Source organism: Psychrobacter sp. TB20-MNA-CIBAN-0197, from assembly GCF_040309765.1.
In the GTDB taxonomy this organism is placed as follows: Bacteria; Pseudomonadota; Gammaproteobacteria; order Pseudomonadales; family Moraxellaceae; genus Psychrobacter; species Psychrobacter submarinus.
Window position 1 is genome coordinate 1 of sequence record NZ_JBEOPC010001119.1, and the last position, 249, is coordinate 249.

Sequence of the window (249 nt, forward strand, 5' to 3'; positions counted from 1 at the left end):
GATGCATAGCTCTTTTTGATTAAGCAAATTCTCTTAAGAAAATTTTGATTAAGCGGTTTGCGCTAAATACTGCCCCATCGCTGCGCCATTATTGACAATGTGAAGCAGCATGGGCAGTAGCAGCGAGCCAGATTTGATACGGGCATAGCAAAATATCAATGCCAGCACCACGATAGTGCTGATTTCATAAACGCCATACTGCAAGTGAATCACCGCAAATATTACACTGGTGACGATACTAGCAATGAT

At 42.2% G+C, this 249-nt stretch carries 1 protein-coding gene; it reads right to left on the reverse strand.

All coding sequences use genetic code 11. The features are described from left to right. Positions 1–48 precede the first annotated feature (48 nt). Positions 49–249, reverse strand: a 201-nt coding sequence (locus AAEY83_RS17410) for a CPBP family intramembrane glutamic endopeptidase (protein WP_351061191.1), incomplete at its 5' end; no start/stop codon positions are given.